Origin of the sequence: Bacillus sp. NPDC060175 (assembly GCF_042728695.1) — a bacterium.
Taxonomy (GTDB): domain Bacteria; phylum Bacillota; class Bacilli; order Bacillales; family Bacillaceae_G; genus Bacillus_A.
Genome location: NZ_JBHWYR010000035.1, coordinates 1 through 17,363 on the forward strand (window position 1 = coordinate 1; position 17,363 = coordinate 17,363).

Genomic DNA, 17,363 nt, shown 5'->3' on the forward strand with positions numbered 1-17,363 from the left:
ATATCAGGAAGTTTTAATTTTTTCGCCTTAGGAAATAATTTTTTTAACGTTTGTGCTGTAACTTCCTGAAACGGTATTACATACGGATTTATTTTCAGTAAAAACGATTCTGCATCTTCTCTATTTTCAACTGTTATTACCATATCAATTAGTTCTTTTTGTTCAGTTGTTAAATTCCCAAAAACATGTAGTACTTTCTCAATAGCAAGAGATTTTAGTGCAGCAATAACACCTCTATCATTCGCTGTCGCGTGTCCATTTGCTAAAATATAAGCTTGTGACTTTATAAAATTATATTGATCACTTCTAATAAAAGCTTCCATCGTTATCACTCCATACAAATTGTTGATCTAGTTTTATTGTACACAATAATTATCTTTTACGGTATGTAAAAGACGATTTACAAAAGAACTTTACATAACAAAACCGCCTCTAAGTTTCCAATTAGAGGCGGCTTCCTTATTTAGAATACACGATTTTCTTAATCGTTTCTCCAGACAGAAAATATTCTTCTGCTAATTGATGAATTGCAATTCCACTTTTAAAAGCGTCTTTAATTGCTTTATTTCTTTCATCCAGTTGTTTTCTTCCGCCAGATCGTGTACCCCATTTATAATGTTTTGTTTCTTGTTTTGGAATGTAAATTGTTTCACCTTGTATATACTTTTGAATTTCAGCAATTAAACTTTCCGGTAAAACAGTCGCAGCTTTTACGTATTTCATTTCTGCTCGCCCCTTATTTTTTATGGTTCATTTCAATAAGGTGCAAAGCCAAATATAAAAAATGATACGAGCTCATTTTGGCGATTGATTGTATATTACTTGTCTACCTCACGCAAAGTATCACCATTTCCATACTTGGCTTTGCATGAGACGCTGCAGTGTCTGGCAATTGAATTGTAATCGCCATCTAAACACCTCCTAATATACCTTTTGCATTTTATTATATGCTAATTTTTCTCGCCTTGCATCTTCATAATCTTTTAAAGAAAAAGCGCTAGTCTTTTCGTTAAAACGATAGACTAACGCTTTAAATTAAATGATTCCTAATACATTTAAGAATACGATAATAATCGCAATTGGTGCAATATAGCGAAGTAAAAATAACCATAATACGAATAGTTTATAGCCTTTATTTTTACTTACACCAAGCTCTTTCATTAATACATCTTTCTTCATTTTCAACGGAACAAAGATAGAAACTAATAAAACACCAAGTGGCATTAGTATGTTACTAACCGCATAGTCTGCTAAATCAAAAATTGTTTTCCCGAATGGTTTCACATCACTTAACAAACCGAATGATAATGCTGATGGAACCCCAACAACAAAGATTAACAACCCAACAATTAAAGCCATTTTTTCACGTTTCCCTTTGCTTTTACCTTTTGTTGTTAAAGATGCAACGCTAATTTCTAGCATTGAAATTGCTGATGTAATAGTAGCAAAGAAAAATAGTAATAAGAACACGATGAAGAATAATTTTCCGAACGCCATTTTACTGAAAATAGCTGGCAATACGATAAACAATAGTCCTGGTCCTTGAGATGGTTCCATTCCAAATGCGAACACAACTGGGAAAATTGCAAGTCCTGCAAGTAATGTAATAACAAGTGTTAAAGCTACGATAGAAAATGCTGAACGCGGTAAACTTTCTTCTTTCGGTAAGTATGAACTATACGTTACCATAACGGCTACACCGACAGATAGCGAGAAGAACGATTGCCCCATTGCATATAAAATGATTTCTGATGTTACATTTGAGAAATCAGGTTGTAAGAAGAAACGAACTCCTTCTCCAGCACCGTCTAACGTAAGTGCACGAACAATTAATACAAAGAATAAAACGAATAGTGCTGGCATGAAATATTTATTTACTTTTTCAACACCATTTTGCACGCCTTTACTTACGATAAAAATAGTAATAAGGATGAATAATAGCTGTGATCCTACTGCTAAATACGGATTGGAAATGATTTCACCAAACGTAGCTTCGTATGCACCATTTCCTTCCCATAGTCTACCTGTAATTGCATTCCATAAGTATAATAAAATCCACCCTCCTACAACACTGTAGAAAGAAAGTAGTATGAAACATGTTACAATCCCTAATTTACCTAACCACGGCCATAGCGTTTTAGGAGCAATCTCTCTATACGCATCAACAGCCTCTTTTTGTGTACTTCTTCCAATAACGAATTCAGCTAATAATAGCGGTAAACCAATTAATAATGTGAAACCGATGAAAATAAGGAAGAACGCCCCGCCTCCTCCAATACCGGCCATATATGGGAATTTCCAAATCGCCCCAAGACCAATTGCTGAACCTGCTGCAGCTAATACGAAACCTAATTTCGATGTCCATTGCTGTGAATTCATCTTTTTATCTCCTCTCTTTTTCTATTTCTTTTCATTATAATTCGCTCTATGTTCATATTGTTCTATTACTAGCCCGTTCTAATCCAACCACTTCCTCTCAAATAAAAAACGCCCCTACGCAAATACGTAGGGACGACAAAAAATATCGCGGTACCACCCTAGTTATGAAGATACAACAAAAGTAAGACCTAAATAAAAAACGCCCCTACGTAAATACGTAGGGACGATAAAATATCGCGGTACCACCCTAGTTATGAAGCCACAACAAAGTTAGGACCTAAATAAAAAACGTCCCTACGTAAAATACGTAGGGACGATATATATCGCGGTACCACCCTAGTTGTGAAAAAATCTTCACCACTTTATTTGATAACGGTATGAACTACCGTCTTTCATTTCCTCACAATGTGAAATTTATGAAAGATGCTCCAGGACGAACTTCATGAATAATCTATATACTGATTCACACCAACCATCAGCTCTCTGAAATAGGGAGATTTTCACTACTATACCCTTTCATTGCCCAAATATTATTTTCCGAATTGATTACTATCATTTTTATCATACATTAAAAATAGTGTCAACTTATATTTTGAATTTTTATGTATTACATTCTATTTAAAAATTCAAAATATGACTTTTAAATGAATAGTATTAGAACATTTATGGTTTATACTGTATTAACTTCTCTAACAGGTTTATAGTAGTATACGATAAATGCAAGGCAGCACGAGTAGGAGGAAAGAATTTTGTCTACTGCAAAAGTTTTAAAAGGTACTGCTTTATTAAGCGGTGCAACAATGATTTCACGAATTTTAGGTTTTATATACTTTTTCCCCTTTCAATTATTAGTTGGAACGCAAGGGGTCGCTTTATATGGATATGCATACTCTTGGTACGGTATTTTATTAAGCTTTTCAACAGCTGGTATTCCTATTGCCGTCTCCAAATTTGTTGCAAAACATAATGCACTTGGTGATTATAGTACAAGTAAAAAATTATACAACTCTAGCGTAAAATTGATGTTGTTTATGGGCTTTTTAGGATTTTTAATTTTATTTATTGGAGCACCGTACATATCACAATTTATTATTCGCTCGAAAACGCCAGATCCACAATTTATCGCCGACGTAACACTTACGATGCGAGCATTAAGTTTCGCGCTTATTATCGTACCAGCTATGAGTGTTACACGTGGTTATTTCCAAGGTTTTCAACATATGAAACCAAGTGCTGTTTCTCAAGTTGTAGAACAAATCGCACGCGTTGTTTTCATTTTAGTTGGTAGTTTTATCGTCTCAAAACTATTAGGAGGTTCAGTAGCTTCTTCTGTTGCAGTTGCTACGTTTGGTGCTGTTATCGGGGCACTTGCAAGCGTCTCTATTTTAATGATGTACTGGAAAAAATATAATGGATTAAAACCTCCTGAAGGTGAGCTAAAAACAAGATCATCAAACATTCCGTTAAGAAGTATTTATATGGAATTACTGCGTTATGCAATTCCAATTGTATTTGTAGGCATTGCAATCCCTCTCTATACGTTAGTAGATCAATATACCGTTGCTGATGTCCTTAGAGCAATGGGTGAGCCTTTAGAAACCGCTAATGCAGTTTTCGCTTATATAACGAACTATGCCCAAAAGTTAATTATGATTCCAGCTTCACTTGCAACCGGATTCTCATTAACGATAATTCCAGCTATTACGAAATCATTTACAAGCGGGAAGCTAGATGAATTACAAGGACAAATTTCAAAGATATTTCAAGTATTGTTATTCTTCACTATCCCAGCCGCATTCGGTCTAGCTAGTATCGCTTACGATGCATTCCGCATGGTTTATGTAAATCCTGAAATTGCACTTGATGGATCACAATATTTAATTTCATTTGCACCGTCTGCTATATTAAGTGCGATTTTCACCGTTTCAGCAGCTATATTACAAGGAATTGATTATCAAAGAAAAACAATGATTGCATTCTCAGTCGGTATTCTCGTTAAAATTCTGTTGAACACACCACTTTTACACTTATTCGGTGGACATGGCGCTGTGCTTGGAACAATTCTTGGATACCTCGTTTCAAATATTATTATGTTGTACTGCATCGTTAAATTTGCGAAATTTAACATTGGCGAAACAGCAAAAACAGTATTTCTTATTACGGTTTACTCCGCGGCAATGTCTGCTGTTGTAATCGCATTAAGAGCATTTATAAGCTGGATTATTCCTGGTCAATCTTATGTAGAATCACTGATTATTGTGTTTATATGCGCCTCAGCAGGAGGATTTGTTTATCTTTTATTCGTATTAACAAGTGGACTTGCTTCACATATTCTCGGTGATCGTATTCAACGTTTACCTGTACTAGGGAAATTAGTTAAATAAAAAAGAAGAGATGTAACTTGTTGTTACATCTCTTCTTTTTACTTCGCATATTGAATATGCTTTTGTTGTTCAACAATATTTAATTTTGGAGCATATTGTTCTACTAAATGTAATACCTCTTCGATTAACACTTCTAACTCCTGTACACTATACTCCGGTTCCCCTATCAGCGTATTTGCCAGACGCTCATATAGATTTTCAGGTTTAATACTCATTCGTTCCACATTATCTGGCATCCATTTAAATGCAGGATGATGCACGTACATTCGGTTCATTCCAAACAAGACCCCAAATATATTTCTTTGTACTTCACAAATAACATCATAAAGCATAAGCCAATCTTTTCGTTTCAAAAGAGCCTCTCGATTATGCCAACGATTGCTTAACCAAAGGTTTTCTGAAATCATCCTTTTCGCCAGTTCTTCTGGATATGCTTCAACTCTATCTTTTAGAGCATGTACTTTCACTTCTCCATACAAACTCACACCATCATGAACCGATGATACAATACATTGTTTCTCATAATTTATATCATGCTGCTCTATAACTTCTGAAATAACCTTTTCTACTGTCACTGTTAAAAAATTACTAATCTCTAGTTTAATTCCTTCTTTCGTCAAATATGTTTCCGACCATTCTTCTTCCTCGTAAGGATGATATGACAAAATCGTTCCACCAATATTGTTAATAGGTCCTTGACGATCCTCATCCTCTGGCGGTGCTGACCATAAAATATGTAATTCAATATCTGAATGTTCATCTTCTAACTTTCTAGCTACAGATCCTGCTAAAATAATAGCTTCGACTTTCGGGTTTTGCCTATAAATCTCCGACATTTTTATCGCTTTCTCTTTTAATCCCATTTCATTTCCCCCTAAAACTGCAGTACTCCCCTTACTTTTCATTTATCTATTTCAATATTCCGCATTACATTACCTTTTCAAATTCCTACTAAATTATATTTCTACCCAATAACGCTGAACAATTTCGCCAGTATGAGTAGAAACTACTTCATTTTCTAACACACCGCCAACCTTTTGAATCGTTTTAGCAGAACCAATATTTTCTTTGTCACAAGTTATTAACACTTTCTTCAATCCTAATTTTTGCGCTTCAGCCAATGAAAGTTGAAGTTGTTTAGTAGCATATCCTTGGCGACGTTTATTAGGATGCACACTATAACCGATATGACTGCTTTCCAGCAATAATTCTGGATTTAATCGATGTCTAATATTCACAAAACCTATAAGTTCTCCTTTTTCAAAACTTAAAAATTGACTAGATGGTACTCGATTAGATGGTAAGTTTTCTCCTACTTCTTGTATACTCACTTTTTCAAACCATTCATCAAGAGAATCAAAATTTTGTAAAGAACTACTACCGTGTGGTTGTTCTCCTGAATTTAAAAACGCCTGCCTATACTCCATAATTTGTTCGCGATATTCGTATGTCAGTTTCAATAGTTTCATTGTCATTCTCCCCACTCATCCATTCTCTATTTTTCTAAAAGAAACACCTTAATAGAGGATTTCCATCCTTACTATTAAGGTGTTTTCATCACTTTTATTCAAATAGCCCCATACTTAAATAACGTTCACCGGTATCAGGCGCAATACATAAAACTTTTTTACCAACACCTAGGCGCTTCGCTATCATAATCGCTGCGTACACAGAAGCCCCTGAAGACGGCCCTACTAATAAACCTTCTTGTCTTGCTAAGTTCCTCATTGTAGTTAATGCCTCTTCATCTGCAATTTGCATAATTTCGTTATACACTTCTGTATTTAAGTTTTTGGGAATAAACCCTGGGCTTGTTCCGACTAGTTTATGAGGGCCTGGAACACCACCAGATAACACTGGTGATCCTTTCGGTTCTACTACTGCAATATATAAGTTTGGTAGTTTCTCTTTTAATGTTTCACCGGTCCCTGTAATTGTTCCACCTGTTCCTGCGGTTGCTACAAATGCATCAAGCTCTCCATCCATTTGTTCATAAATTTCAAGTGCAGTCGTATAACGATGAACATCCGGATTTGCTGGGTTTTCAAATTGCTGCGGAATAAAACTATTTGGAATTTCTTTTTGTAACTCTATCGCCTTTGCAATTGCTCCTGGCATTCTTTGTTCTGCCGGTGTTAAAACTACCTCAGCTCCGTATGCCTTCAATAAATTAATACGCTCTTTGGACATATTATCTGGCATAATTAAAATAGCTTTATACCCTTTAGCAGCCGCATTCATCGCTAAGCCAATTCCTGTATTTCCGCTCGTCGGTTCAATAATTGTATCCCCCGGCTTAATGAGACCGTGTTCCTCAGCAATATGAATTAAATTATAAGCAGCACGATCTTTCACACTGCGTGACGGATTAAACATTTCCAATTTTACATACACATCCGCTGCGTCTTCTGGAATAAATTTAGATAATCGAACGACAGGTGTATCTCCTATTAATTCTGTAACGTTTTCACATACTTTCATAGTGCATCTCCTATTCTATCGTTTTCTTATCATTTGGCAGTAACCATGAAGTTAGTCCAATTAATGGTAAACAACTACATAATAGCATAATAAACTGAAGACTATACATATCAGCTAATTTCCCAAGAACTACAGCACCTAATGCTCCAAGGCCAAACGCAAGACCAACAATTAATCCCGATACCATTCCAACTTTACCTGGAACAAGCTCTTGTGCATATACAACGATTACACTAAAACTACTTGAACTAATAAAACCGATACATAAAAATAACGGTACTACCCATACGAGCGAAACGTGAGGTAGTAAAAGCGCAAGCGGCGCTGAACCGAGCATCGAAAAGACAATGATCTTTTTCTTACCGAATCGATCCGCTAGCGGACCACCAAAGAAAGTACCTAATACACCAGCAATCATAAAAGCAAAGACGAAATACTGTGCATTTTTTATCGATAAACCGTAATGCTCAATTAAATAAAATTGATAGAAATTCCCGATACCAGCACCGTACCAAGAACGTACGAATGTTAGAAAAACAAGAAGTATAATAACAAATTTAATGTGCGTACTTACAATCGCATTTTCAGCCTCAAGTGCAGCCCTCTTTTTCCTTCTTACAGCACCAGTCGCTAATTCATCTTTATACCATTTTGAAACAAAAAGTAACAATACAATCCCTACCGCTGCGAAAGCAGTAAAACCTAGAGAACCAATTTGACCTAGTGGAACGAAAATGAGCGCTGTAAAAATAGGGGCTAGCGAATTCCCTGTATTCCCCCCCACTTGATAAATCGCTTGTGCTAAACCACGTTTGGCACCTGCTGCCATATAAGCAACTCGGGCACCTTCTGGATGAAAGACTGCCGAACCTAATCCAATAAATAAAACAGAAATAATAACAATAATAAAATTCGGGGCAAACGCGAGCCCAATCATCCCAAGCATGCTCGAAAACATACCGAGTGGTAATAAAAATGGTGACGGCTTCTTATCTGAATACATACCAAAAACCGGCTGCATAATCGATGACGTCATATTTAGCGCGAACGCTATCCAACCTACTTGCATGTAGGATAAATTCATCGTTTTTTCCAAAATAGGAAACAACGCTGGCACAACTGCTTGCATCGAATCATTTAAAAAATGCCCGAAACTAATCGCAAATAATATTCGATATATTGTCGGTGTTTCTACTGTATTTTTTTGTGAAACTGCCTGCATATACGAACCTCTCCTTCCTGTACAAAATATATATTTATTACAGTTAGTGTAATAAATTAAGACTTTAATTAGAATAAATTCTGAGTTTTGAAACATTTCTATTCTATACTGGTTTCATTTCTTTTTCCAGAAATATCACTTCTAAAATAATATATTTTTTCTATCTGTTTTATCAGATTTATTTTTATGAACTCTTTGTATTTTCTTTTATACTGGGACAGACGAAAGGAATGCATGCAACTATGAAGAAAAAGACGATCCTAAAACATATTAGGATCGCCTTTTCTATTAAATAGCAAAACGCTTATACTTCTCGTAATCACTCGTCTTACATTCTAGTGCCATTTTCGTACCTTCGTTTTCATAACTCGTAGATAAAACGTGTGCATGATTGTTGAAATACGAAACTACTTGCCCTTGATCATATGGAATTAACATTTCACACTTCGTATACTCTTTATAAATGTGTGAGCGAACCATTTCTACAAGTTCTTCAATTCCAACATGTTTCTTCGCAGATAGATAAACGCGATCTTCTTGTACTTTTGGAATTTCAACATCTATCAAATCTGATTTGTTATATGCATAAATCGTCGGGATATTTTTCACGCCAATTTTCTTTAACGTTTCATTTGTAATATCAATTAATTGCTCATAATTGGGATTTGAGTAATCTACGACGTGAATGAGTAAATCTGCTTCCGCCACTTCCTCTAGCGTTGAACGGAATGCTTTCACAAGATGATGCGGTAATTTACTTACAAATCCAACTGTATCCGTTAATAAAAATGATTTATTATCTGGCAAATCAATATTTCGTACAGATGTTTCTAACGTCGCAAATAACATATCTTTTTCAAATACTTGTTTCTCTACAGTACCATTAAAAATTTCAAGCATCGTATTCATTATCGTTGATTTACCTGCATTCGTATATCCTACTAATGACACAACTGGAATTTCATTTTTCTTACGTTGTTTACGCTGCGTTTGGCGCTGCGCAACAAGTGCTTCTAATTCTTTATTTAGAGCTGCAATTTGTTCTTCAATTTTACGACGATCTAATTCCAACTTTTTCTCACCGACACCTTTATTTTTCGTGCCAACTCCCCCGCTTTGTCTTCCTAAAGATTCACGAAGACCGATTAAACGAGGCATCATGTACTGAAGATGGGCCACCTCTACTTGCAACTGTGCTTCTTTCGTTTTCGCACGTTGCGCAAAGATATCTAAAATTAAAATGGTACGATCAATTACTTTACAATCTAAATCTTCTTCTAAATTCCGAATTTGTGAAGGAGATAATTCATCATTAAAGATGACCATATTTGCATCTGCTTCTTTCACATACGCTGCTACTTCTTCAATCTTCCCTTTTCCAATATAATGCGACGGATTTACTCGTTGTAAATTTTGTGTCACTTGACCGATTACTTCCACATCACAAGCTTCCGTAAGATTTGCTAACTCTTCCATCGAATATGCAAAATCAGCTTCCTTACCTAAATTTACTCCAACTAATATTGCTCTTTGTAATAATTCTTCCATATATTTATTCCTCCATTTCGATTACGCAAAATAAAAAACACAGGTCACTGCCTGTGTTTTCGTAAACGGATAAGGGTTCACCAAAGAAATAGAAGAAAGCAGTGCTTTCGTCCTATACATGGTCAAAAAGTCCCAAGATAGTATACGTATCCAACAAGTGTTCACCTATACTATCCCATTCTATTTATAAAGGCAAAACAAAAAGAGGGCGTATTCGTCCCTCCCTCTTTTTCACATATAAGCTTAATAAAGGGTTCCTTTAAAATAGGCAGACCAATCCCGTTCACTCTGTACACAGACAGAGCCTTTGAGCGCTATTCAATTATCGGCACAAAGTATTGAGACGTAATCTGATTAAGATCAAAGGAAGCCCCTCCGTTCATTTTAAGTTACATAAAGTGTAGCATAAGTAATTCGCTTTCACAAGATTAAACCACCTATAGAAACAGAAAGAAAATCTTTGTATTTTTACTTTAATCGTCATTTTTTGCGAATTCTTCTCACAATAAAAATAACAACAGCAATTATCAATAACAGACCTATAGAAATGATAACAAGCTGTCCCCATCTAAAACCGTTAACCATACCCCCTTTTAAATCCACTTTCTTCGTCGGAACAGACTCTTTTGCAATATGACTTAAAGCCGTTTTTTCTATCTCTGCCTCATCTAATTTCTTCGTTCCACTGCAGATAGATGTCTCTAACTTTTCTTCTCCTCTGTAAGAAGAAAAGACTAGGTACTCTCCTCCCTTTGCAAAAGGAAATGCACAGCTACTAACACTTGTATATATAATAATTTACGAAGAACTTGTCCCTTTCCAAATGTTCTTCACTTCAAATAATACTTCAGTTCCAACTCCCTCTTTCCTTCCAATTTCAATTACTTTCCCCTCAAACACCACATCATTTTTTTGAAATGCATCCTCTGGAGATTTTTTAATACAGTCACAAGCATAAGATTTATCTGAAAAAACAATAAGAATAAAGCTACAAATAATGACAACAGGCAACATGTGCAAAATTCTTTTCAAGGAGCCCCACTCCCTTCATTATCAATTTCAAAAGCTTCTCGTATATTATTTTTACGCTACTCGCCAAATTCCTCCAGAGTAAATTAAACATTATCGTTCCCATAGAATAAAAATAAAAATTAGGAGATGTCCCTATGAATTCTAAATCTCGTATTACCGCAATTGGTACTTATGTTCCAGATCAAGTATTGTCTAATAACGATTTAGAAAAGATGGTCCATACGAATGATGAATGGATTGTACAAAGAACAGGCATGAAAGAAAGAAGAATTGCTAACGAAGACGAATACTCCTCACACTTAGCCATTAAAGCCATCGAAAATTTATGTACAACATATAAGAAAAACTTAGAAGATATTGACTGTATCATCGTCGCTACAACTACTGCTGATTATGTTTTTCCTAGTGTTGCTTGCCAAATACAACAATACTTCAACATACCTCATACACTAGCTTTTGATTTAAATGCAACTTGCGCTGGTTTCACATACGGACTGCATGTCGGTAATAGCTTAATCACTTCTGGATCACATCAAAAAGTACTCGTCATAGCGACAGAGACATTATCTAAAGTTACTGATTACACCGATAGAACGACCTGTATTTTGTTCGGTGATGGCGCTGGAGCTATTTTATTAGAAAGAGATGAAATCAAACCAAGCTTTATCGCTACTCACATGGGAACAAATGGGGAAGGCGGCATTCATCTATACAGAACAAACTTATCTACTACTATGAATGGCACACCACTGCAAACAAATGAAAAAATCGTTCAAAACGGAAGAGAAGTATATAAATGGGCAACACGCACAGTACCAGCAGGTATAAAAGAACTATTACATACCACAAATATGCAAATAGATGATATAGACTGGTTCGTACCACACAGTGTTAACTTACGAATGATTGAATCTATTTGCGAGAAAACCGAAATTCCAATTCAAAAAACTTTAACCAGTGTAAAATACATGGGGAATACATCTTCAGCTTCCATTCCACTCGCTTTAGATTTAGCTAGAAAAGAAGGAAAATTAAATAATGGAGATACACTTTTACTGTACGGGTTTGGCGGTGGACTTACGCATTTAGGGCTTATTGTGGAGTGGGATTTGAATTAAATGTATGAAAAAAGGTTCTAGAAATAACTAGAACCTCTTTTTAATTTCATGAAATTTATTTACCTTTCCGAGACCATATCACAACAGGAATAAGTAATAAGGCTACAGCGCCTCCCGCTAATGATAATGCCGCATAACTGGAATTAGCTACTACCATTCCTGACATCGCTCCACCTGAAGCTCCGGCTAACGCAATAAAAACATCTATTTTCCCTTGTGTTTTAGCACGTGTAGAAGGAGTTGTGGAATCAACAATTTGTGCTGTACCACTAATCAATCCGAGATTCCATCCTAATCCAAGTAAAGAAAGAGCAACAATTAATAATATTAAAGAATCACTCGGTGCTATCGCAGCTATGACACCCGCTGCAAGTAAAATCACCCCACCAGCTATACTCATCTTAGTACGGCCAATTTTATCAATTAACATTCCTGTAACAAGTGATGGAAGGTACATTGCACCTACATGAAAACCAATCACGAGACCTACTGCACTTAATCCATGACCATGGTGTCCCATATGTACTGGAGTCATAGTCATAATCGCAACCATCACTATTTGAGTAAGTATCATTACGATTGCTCCAACAGTAACACCACGTTTATTTTCTATCATTTCTTCTGTTACTGGTTGCCCTTTATATGTATGTTCTTGTTTATATGTTTCTATTATGTTAGCAATAATTAATGGATCTGGACGAAGCATAACAAAAAGGACAAGGCCCGCAAGTATAAATGCCGCTGCTGATAATATGAACGGACCTGCAAGGTTAGGAATTCCAATTGAATGGGCAAAATCTCCCATTACGCCTACTAAGTTCGGTCCTGCAACTGCACCAAAAGTCGTCATGACCATTGTAATACTAACAGCAGTTGCTCGTTGCTTCTTATTCGCTAAATCTGTACCAGCATAACGAGCTTGTAGATTCGTCGCTGTACCTGCACCATATATGAGTAAAGAGACTAGTAATAGAATAATACTATTTGTTAACGCAGCCAATACAACTCCAATAGCCCCTAGTCCCCCTACTATAAACCCTGTTGCAAGCCCTATTCGGCGACCATATTTTTGCGATAACTTCCCAACAAAGAAAGCCGCTATCGCAGATCCCAATGTAAACATAGCGGCCGGTAATCCTGCATATGCATCTGTTCCAAGCATTTGCTGTGCAAGAAGTGCACCTACCGTAATGCCAGCAGCTAGCCCCGCTCCACCAAACATTTGTGAAATACTTACGATTATTAACGTTCGTTTATATAATTTTTGTTGCTCTTCTTCTGTATACATATGATTACTTATTGAAGCATCTGCTGTATCTATCATTTTCTCACCCTCTCTATAAAACTAATATCTCTTGTTAATGTACTATAGAACAACAAAATCCCCAAATTTAAAATGCTACAATTTTTTTATCCATGTAAAGAACCCCACGGTTTATGTTTCGCCCATTACCGAGGAGTTCCCAAAATAACTATACTAATTTTTTGACAGCCAACGTTCCATCACTAGAGCACAATTCCTCTACTACTCTTTTCCCCTCTTCTCTTACTTAAAGCTTTCCCTTCCCAAAAGAACAAACTTATTAAAGCACAAATTAAAATAACTGGAACACTTGCTTTATATAAATCTGTAAAACTCATAACCATCTTATTTTGGGCATACTGACTTACATCATTTGAAAATGCTAGTACTTCTTTCTTTATACTTTCCTCCTCCTTTTCAACTTCTTTTGTTACTTGAATTATTACTTCTTCTCTTTTCATATCCCGATATTCTACTGGAATCCCGCTTAATATTTCATCCGTCTTTTTATGAATCAATTCTTCCTTTTTCTCTTTACTTAATCCCATCGTAATTGCATTTTGTTTCTTATTTATACTCGACTCTAAACTTTGATTCTCTATTTTCTCTTTAGTCATTTGTAATATCTCATCTTGCTGAGCACTATCCACATGAATATTACGCACTTTTTCTTCTGCATAACGATATACATTCTCTTTATTTACAGATAAGTTGTGTGTTAAGTTAGATACAAATATCGCTACTGCTAATACAATACCTACTTGACGTAACATCGATACGACAGTTTGAGAAGCAGTTAATAATTCCCCTTCAAACGAAGATGCACTTAAAACTGTAATTGGCCCCACTACTAAACCATATCCAACACCTAATATCATACATGGAATAATAATTTCTATATTTGTTGAGTTAACGTCAATCATTTGCAACCAATAGTAGGATAGGCCCATAACAAGAAACCCTGACAAAATAATAGTTACTTTTCCAAGTTTTTTAATTAAAGTTGCTGCAACAGGTGAGATAAAAAATATCATAGCTGAAATAGGTGTCACTAAAAAAGCAGCTTCAATTTCCGTTCGGTGTTGTATTTTTGTCAGGAAAGTTGGAAGCAATACAGTAACTCCAATTAAAAATAAATTACTTAATACAACAACGATAGATGCTCCTACAAACATCCTATCTTTAAATAGTTTTAAATTCACCATTGGATTATGAATCTTTCTTTCCACTAAAACAAATAGAACAAGAGAAATAATGCTACTTACATAACAAGCCCAAGCAATATCACTTTGCCATCCCCACGTATTTCCTTTCACTAATATGAGAGTAAAAGAGAAAATCGCTGAACTACTTAATATGAGCCCAATCCAATCTATTTTTGAGATAATACGTTCTTCATCTTTTATTTGTAGCATAATACAGCATAAAATGATCCCAATAATACAAATTGGAACATTGACGAAGAACACCCATCTCCATCCTAAATTTTGTGTAATAATCCCGCCTATTACTGGACCAATTGCAGCTGACAACCCCTGTGTTACTCCTAAAATAGCAAGTGCAACATGCCTCTTTGCTAACGGCATAGCTGATACACCAATTACCATACTTGTCGGAAATAAAATTGCTGCTCCAACACTTTGTATAAAACGAGAAAAAATGAGGAAGTCACCTGTATTAGCAAAAGCACAAAGTACTGACCCACCACCGAAAATCACCAAACCAAGAATATACATCTTTGCTTTTCCAAAAATATCAGCTATCCGTCCTAGCGGAATTGCGAGTACCGCAATAGTCATTGTATATACATTTAATACCCATGACATCTTTTCTAATGAAGTATTCACACTTGTTTGTATAGCTGGTAAAGCTATATTCATAATCGTTGTATCAATCATACAAAGAAAAATACCTAAGCACATTAAAAAGACAATTTTCAGTCCCTTTGATTGCTCCATGTTCATCTACCCCTTTATTTATTGTGAACGTGTTTTTCATTCTTCTGTTTTATTATTTTCTTTCGCTTCTAACTGCTGTAACTTCCTCTTCAACGTCTCTACTTGTGCACTATATGATGCAATACCTACATCGAGCGAAATTTCTTCAACGAAAGTAATACCTTCTCTCCATTGTTCATATTTCAAACGAAGATCTGCAATGTACGCTTCTTTCCTTTCAATTTCGTCTTCAATCCATTTTTTTATCGCCTTATCATCACTATAATTGCCAAAATACATCCTCATTAAAAAATCTGAACGTAAAACGTCTTTCTCTACATCCGTTTGCATGTATTGATAAAACTCTTCACGCCCTTCATCTGTAATAAAGTACATTTTCTTATTCGGTTTCCCTTCTTGCATAACAACCTCTTTTTTTATTTTCCCCTCTTTTTCTAATTGTCTTAAAGTTGGGTAAATCATTCCAAAGCTTCCATCAAAAAAATGAGTAAATACATCTTCAAACACAATTTTAATATCATAACCAGACAATTCTTTTTCCATTAATAAACCTAAAACAACATCTCTTCCCTTCAAAATAAGACCCCCACATAGTATATAATCAATAATCATATTAACATTGTTAATATGATTATTGATTATATACTTTATTCTGTAAATTGTAAAATGTTTCTAACTAAAAAAGCTGTCCTGTAATTTGGTTTTGCCAAATTACAGGACAGCTTCTCTTCATATTTCCTATACAAACCTTTTTACTATTTAACCCCTACATCTTGCATAGATTTAATTTCCTTTTTCTTACCTTCTTTTATTTCATAATAATACGAAGGTAATTCCATATTATGTTCTAAGAAATAATCCTCAATTAACGAAATAATTACTTTCAATGTTTTCAAACGAGCGTATAATTTATCATTGCTCGCAATAATATTCCATTTAGCATTCGGCTTATCTGTTTCTTCAAACATATCTTCCATTGCTTCTACATACTCATCCCATTTTTCACGATTTCGCCAGTCTTCATCTGTAATTTTCCATTTTTTAAGAGGGTTGTTCTCTCTTTCTTTAAATCGCTTTAACTGTTCGTCTTTACTAATGTGATAGAAAAACTTTCCTATTATGTAATGATCATCTGTTAATAGTTTCTCAAAATCATTGATTTCATCATATGCTCTCGTCCACTCATCCTTTGTGGCGAATCCTTCAACACGCTCAACTAATACACGCCCATACCATGAACGATCAAATATAGTAATTTGCCCATATTGAGGAATTTTCCGCCAAAAACGTTGCAAATAATGATACCGTTTTTCATGGGGAGCAGGCGCTCCGATTGGATTTACTTGGAATCCGCGTGGATCAAGATGTTCAGTCACTCGCTTAATCGCTCCGCCTTTACCTGCCGCATCCCAACCTTCCATAACGAGCATAACGGCTATTTTCTCTTCTTTTAAAATTTGCTGTAGTGCTAATAAACGCATTTGATATTTTTCGAGTTTCTTATTGTACTTAGATTTCGAATCAATTCTTTTCGTTAAATCTACTTTAGCAAGATGCTCTTTTTCCATCAAACAAATCCCCCTTGTTATATGACAATGTTATTTTAACATATTCATTGGTAATTTTTTCATATTAATATTCTTTTGATTCATACGTAAGACTCTACATCTTTAGTTTAATAAATTGATACAAAGGCGCGATATACGTACCAACAAACATATGTAATTGAACGCTAGACATAAAAAATGCTGTGTAGAAAAATCTCTAAACAGCTTCCTTATCTAATTCCCCTTAATATACTACTTATCCTCACTTTAATAGCATTTATCCTTTGACACATCCACTTATACTACAAACTAATTACCGGCGGAATACCAGCTATTAAGCAGACGTGCCAAGTATAACCGTAGCGAATACTATAATGATTCCTAAGCCGAG

General features: G+C 35.3%; 13 protein-coding genes, 2 pseudogenes and 1 other annotated feature. Of the genes and pseudogenes, 2 read left to right on the forward strand and 13 right to left on the reverse strand.

From position 1 onward, the window contains the following. The 3 genes and pseudogenes from ACFWDE_RS17615 to ACFWDE_RS17625 form a co-directional block, all read right to left on the reverse strand. Positions 1-323, reverse strand: a pseudogene (locus tag ACFWDE_RS17615) (FusB/FusC family EF-G-binding protein); the annotation flags it as partial. 136 nt (positions 324-459) lie between these two features. Further along, positions 460-723: a CD3324 family protein gene (locus ACFWDE_RS17620; RefSeq protein ID WP_002202437.1), complete on the reverse strand. Its 264-nt coding sequence runs from the start codon at positions 721-723 to the stop codon at positions 460-462. Between the two features lie 312 nt (positions 724-1,035). Further along, positions 1,036-2,379 (reverse strand): sodium-dependent transporter, encoded by a 1,344-nt coding sequence (locus ACFWDE_RS17625; RefSeq protein WP_199660785.1) that lies wholly within the window; start codon positions 2,377-2,379, stop codon positions 1,036-1,038. A 306-nt stretch (positions 2,380-2,685) separates the two neighbouring features. Next, positions 2,686-2,908 (reverse strand) — a binding site (T-box leader). Positions 2,909-3,128: 220 nt separating this feature from the next. Between ACFWDE_RS17625 and ACFWDE_RS17630 the strand changes: the two genes are divergently transcribed. Further along, entirely contained in the window at positions 3,129-4,763 is a 1,635-nt protein-coding gene (locus tag ACFWDE_RS17630) for a putative polysaccharide biosynthesis protein (RefSeq protein WP_377893615.1), read from the forward strand. A gap of 38 nt (positions 4,764-4,801) precedes the next feature. On the opposite strand, the gene ACFWDE_RS17635 is transcribed toward ACFWDE_RS17630, so the two are convergent. The 6 genes and pseudogenes from ACFWDE_RS17635 to ACFWDE_RS17660 form a co-directional block, all read right to left on the reverse strand. After that, positions 4,802-5,626 (reverse strand): DUF4037 domain-containing protein, encoded by an 825-nt coding sequence (locus ACFWDE_RS17635; RefSeq protein ID WP_002158378.1) that lies wholly within the window; start codon positions 5,624-5,626, stop codon positions 4,802-4,804. 93 nt (positions 5,627-5,719) lie between these two features. Next, positions 5,720-6,232, reverse strand: a complete 513-nt coding sequence (locus tag ACFWDE_RS17640) for a GNAT family N-acetyltransferase (protein ID WP_377893616.1) — start codon at positions 6,230-6,232, stop codon at positions 5,720-5,722. Between the two features lie 94 nt (positions 6,233-6,326). Beyond that, entirely contained in the window at positions 6,327-7,244 is a 918-nt protein-coding gene (gene cysK / locus ACFWDE_RS17645) for a cysteine synthase A (protein WP_002158380.1), read from the reverse strand. 10 nt (positions 7,245-7,254) lie between these two features. Next, positions 7,255-8,466: an MFS transporter gene (locus tag ACFWDE_RS17650; RefSeq protein WP_377893617.1), complete on the reverse strand. Its 1,212-nt coding sequence runs from the start codon at positions 8,464-8,466 to the stop codon at positions 7,255-7,257. Positions 8,467-8,754: 288 nt separating this feature from the next. Then, the gene (hflX, locus tag ACFWDE_RS17655) at positions 8,755-10,014 is read right to left on the reverse strand and encodes a GTPase HflX (RefSeq protein ID WP_377893619.1); all 1,260 of its coding nucleotides are present in this window, start codon (positions 10,012-10,014) and stop codon (positions 8,755-8,757) included. A gap of 480 nt (positions 10,015-10,494) precedes the next feature. Then, a pseudogene (locus tag ACFWDE_RS17660) lies at positions 10,495-11,046 on the reverse strand (cobalamin biosynthesis protein CbiN). A gap of 134 nt (positions 11,047-11,180) precedes the next feature. Here ACFWDE_RS17660 and ACFWDE_RS17665 point away from each other — a divergent pair. Continuing rightward, positions 11,181-12,164: a ketoacyl-ACP synthase III gene (locus ACFWDE_RS17665; protein WP_377893621.1), complete on the forward strand. Its 984-nt coding sequence runs from the start codon at positions 11,181-11,183 to the stop codon at positions 12,162-12,164. Between the two features lie 55 nt (positions 12,165-12,219). Here the strand turns inward: ACFWDE_RS17665 and ACFWDE_RS17670 are convergent, their stop codons facing one another. The 4 genes from ACFWDE_RS17670 to ACFWDE_RS17685 form a co-directional block, all read right to left on the reverse strand. After that, the gene (locus ACFWDE_RS17670) at positions 12,220-13,488 is read right to left on the reverse strand and encodes an MFS transporter (protein WP_377893623.1); all 1,269 of its coding nucleotides are present in this window, start codon (positions 13,486-13,488) and stop codon (positions 12,220-12,222) included. A gap of 182 nt (positions 13,489-13,670) precedes the next feature. Continuing rightward, positions 13,671-15,425 carry an MFS transporter gene (locus tag ACFWDE_RS17675; RefSeq protein WP_377893624.1) on the reverse strand — a complete coding sequence of 585 codons (1,755 nt, stop codon included), beginning with the start codon at positions 15,423-15,425 and terminating at the stop codon, positions 13,671-13,673. A gap of 36 nt (positions 15,426-15,461) precedes the next feature. Then, on the reverse strand, positions 15,462-16,001 hold the full coding sequence (locus ACFWDE_RS17680) for a PadR family transcriptional regulator (RefSeq protein ID WP_377893626.1): 540 nt from the start codon (positions 15,999-16,001) through the stop codon (positions 15,462-15,464). A 179-nt stretch (positions 16,002-16,180) separates the two neighbouring features. Next, the gene (locus ACFWDE_RS17685) at positions 16,181-16,993 is read right to left on the reverse strand and encodes a polyphosphate kinase 2 family protein (protein WP_002148908.1); all 813 of its coding nucleotides are present in this window, start codon (positions 16,991-16,993) and stop codon (positions 16,181-16,183) included. Positions 16,994-17,363: the final 370 nt, after the last annotated feature.

Excerpts from the sequence above, each read along its gene's own strand:
- ACFWDE_RS17620 (WP_002202437.1), bottom strand. The coding sequence starts at position 723 with ATGAAATACGTAAAAGCTGCGACTGTTTTACCGGAAAGTTTAATTGCT.
- ACFWDE_RS17625 (WP_199660785.1), bottom strand. The coding sequence starts at position 2,379 with ATGAATTCACAGCAATGGACATCGAAATTAGGTTTCGTATTAGCTGCA.
- ACFWDE_RS17635 (WP_002158378.1), bottom strand. The coding sequence starts at position 5,626 with ATGGGATTAAAAGAGAAAGCGATAAAAATGTCGGAGATTTATAGGCAA.
- ACFWDE_RS17640 (WP_377893616.1), bottom strand. The coding sequence starts at position 6,232 with ATGAAACTATTGAAACTGACATACGAATATCGCGAACAAATTATGGAG.
- cysK (WP_002158380.1), bottom strand. The coding sequence starts at position 7,244 with ATGAAAGTATGTGAAAACGTTACAGAATTAATAGGAGATACACCTGTC.
- ACFWDE_RS17650 (WP_377893617.1), bottom strand. The coding sequence starts at position 8,466 with ATGCAGGCAGTTTCACAAAAAAATACAGTAGAAACACCGACAATATAT.
- hflX (WP_377893619.1), bottom strand. The coding sequence starts at position 10,014 with ATGGAAGAATTATTACAAAGAGCAATATTAGTTGGAGTAAATTTAGGT.
- ACFWDE_RS17665 (WP_377893621.1), top strand. The coding sequence starts at position 11,181 with ATGAATTCTAAATCTCGTATTACCGCAATTGGTACTTATGTTCCAGAT.
- ACFWDE_RS17670 (WP_377893623.1), bottom strand. The coding sequence starts at position 13,488 with ATGATAGATACAGCAGATGCTTCAATAAGTAATCATATGTATACAGAA.
- ACFWDE_RS17675 (WP_377893624.1), bottom strand. The coding sequence starts at position 15,425 with ATGGAGCAATCAAAGGGACTGAAAATTGTCTTTTTAATGTGCTTAGGT.
- ACFWDE_RS17685 (WP_002148908.1), bottom strand. The coding sequence starts at position 16,993 with ATGGAAAAAGAGCATCTTGCTAAAGTAGATTTAACGAAAAGAATTGAT.